The 2105-nt window shown below is 61.2% G+C and carries 2 protein-coding genes and 2 pseudogenes; 1 reads left to right on the top strand and 3 read right to left on the bottom strand.

Translation table 11 applies throughout. The features are described from left to right. Nucleotides 1-257: pseudogene (locus tag AC1DJT_RS36320) on the bottom strand (Tn3 family transposase); the annotation flags it as partial. Between AC1DJT_RS36320 and AC1DJT_RS36325 the strand changes: the two are divergent. Further along, entirely contained in the window at nucleotides 159-521 is a 363-nt protein-coding gene (locus AC1DJT_RS36325; RefSeq protein ID WP_476836013.1) for a hypothetical protein, read from the top strand. The pseudogene AC1DJT_RS36320 and the gene AC1DJT_RS36325 overlap by 99 nt on opposite strands. Before the next feature lie 207 nt (nucleotides 522-728). Here AC1DJT_RS36325 and AC1DJT_RS36330 read toward each other — a convergent pair whose 3' ends face one another. After that, complete coding sequence (locus tag AC1DJT_RS36330; protein WP_476836014.1) at nucleotides 729-1421, bottom strand: hypothetical protein; 693 nt, start codon at nucleotides 1419-1421, stop codon at nucleotides 729-731. Nucleotides 1422-1881: 460 nt separating this feature from the next. After that, nucleotides 1882-2105, bottom strand: a pseudogene (locus tag AC1DJT_RS36335) (SMC-Scp complex subunit ScpB); the annotation flags it as partial.

A 2105-nucleotide genomic window follows, 5' to 3' on the forward strand; every position in this document is an offset into this window, starting at 1 on the left:
GGTTTCTGATCGGGCATGGTGGCGCGCATCCAGCCAATCTGATGGGCGCTGATGCCCTTGGATGCGCCAGCCATTCGCTTCGGACCGAGATTGGTTGCATCGGCCAGGATGCCGGCCAGCATGGCAGAGACATTTCGTGGGGCATCGCCTGTGCGGACATGGGTGAAGTGATCGGCAAAGCCCGTCCAATCATGCACTTCCCTGAGGAGATCAGGAACTTCGACCAGCGGATACATCTCGCTGATCTCGGCGTTCAGTTATTCGGCTGCCGAGMCACTGAACCCGCTGAAAAGCTCGTCGATATCGGCTTCAAAGTCCCGCCAGAGAACCGGCAGGGTGCTAACGTCCTGCATCTCTTCGCGGTCGGCCGCTACTTTACCCCGTGGCAAAAGGGTGCGTGGGGAAGCCGTTCCCACCTCAAGTTCGCCCGCACGAAGCGATCCTTTATTTCACGCTGCGACGTAAGCCCTGAGAGCCGCGAGCCGCAGCTCAATCAGGACGAGACGGAAGGCCCGACCTAGTTTCCTGCCCCTCAGGACTCGCCGACGGGCTTCGGCCCGTCGGCAGCATGAACCCCGACTGAGAGAGAGGGAGAGAGAGAGAGAGAGAGAGAGAGAGAGAACGCCCGTCAGCGCCTCTCTCAGCCGTATGCCATCTAAGCGAAGAATGGAGCGATCCCGGCCTTGCTCTTTCGACCCCCACTCACCGCGGGCAACAACACCATTCAGTTAAAGAAGGMATTCTCGCTTGATGTGGCTCAGCTCGAGCTCGCTGTTGCCGAGCGTCACCGAAGACTGACGTGGCACCAGTCTCCCACCCTCGCGGCTTGCGAAAACGTAGAACGGCGTGTTTCCGACATATCCGCCGTAGCTGTTCTTGGCGTTGACCAGGCCGCACACCTTCAATACGTCCCCGCCGGCACTCTTCCGGGCGACGACGGAGCTAAAAACAGCCGAATACGGATCTTTCAAAGCAGACCTTACCGTGTCGAGCACGATCCGCTTCTCGTCCTCGCGCACGGGCGCAGGCGTTCTCGAAGGCGAAGTTGATGCGCCGCTCTCAACGAGTTCAGCAAATTTACCGATCCCGACCTGGGCCGTTGAGCCGTCCGACATTTTTGCCGACCCGCGTGCCGATACCAGATCGGCTTCCAACGACGCGGTGAGCGATGCTGACCGGCCGTCGCTGCATTGTGCGGTTGCTTGAATAATCCGGTCCTGACCTACCTTATAAGGCCCTTCGCAGCGCACCCCATTAGTATTTGCGAGCACCACATTGCCGGAGAACGCCGGCCCTTGCGCCATGCCCCGAAAGACTTCGCCCTTCGTCGTCTTCACCGTCACCGGCAGCGAGATATTTGGCACGCATGCCACTATCGCCGCGCCGAAGCCGGCAGCGACAATCAATCCATAGACCTTCACGATAGCCCAACCCCAAAAGCCAGCACCTCTCCGAGTGCACGCCTGACGTTAGGACGACCAGAGATTCCCTGTCTATCGCCTCGATGCTGTGAGGCACAGCATTAGCGCCGGAGCCTAGCACCAGGATCACGTTAGCGACGYAGCACTCCCGCTGAGCCCAGGGCGATTTACGACAAGAAACCCGCCGATGACAGATCGGCGGGCCCTAAGATAGAAAGCGCCTATTCGGCCCCCCTTCGCGCATCGCGGTCCATCGCGGCGTTGCCCTATCGGCCTTTTTGCCTCAACCGCGATCACCGAGCATCACGCGCAGGTCGATCTCCCTCTTCTTGGCMGTGGTCTCGTAGGCGTCGGCGCGGTCGTGGTCGCCCTGCGAGCGCGCCCATCGCGCAGATAGAGCGAGCCAACTCGACTTCAAACACGACGATCGAGCCTTCGGAGCGCGGCTGAACGCTTCGGCTCAGGGTCGAGGCTCAGTTCCACCCGCCGGATCCGGGTCATCAAAGGGGTGGTCGTCGCGTTCTGCGTCTCCCTCCCCCTCGTCGCCGCCACCGGTCGGCATCGCCTCGGCCAGGAGCGTGTCCTTGCTCAGCAGGCCGGCATCCTCGAGCTTTTCGAGATCGGGCAGGTCGCGCAGGCTGGCGAGACCGAAGACCGACAGGAATGTGTCGGTCGTCACATAGG

Source organism: Allobosea sp. 05T422_2 (assembly GCF_056396265.1).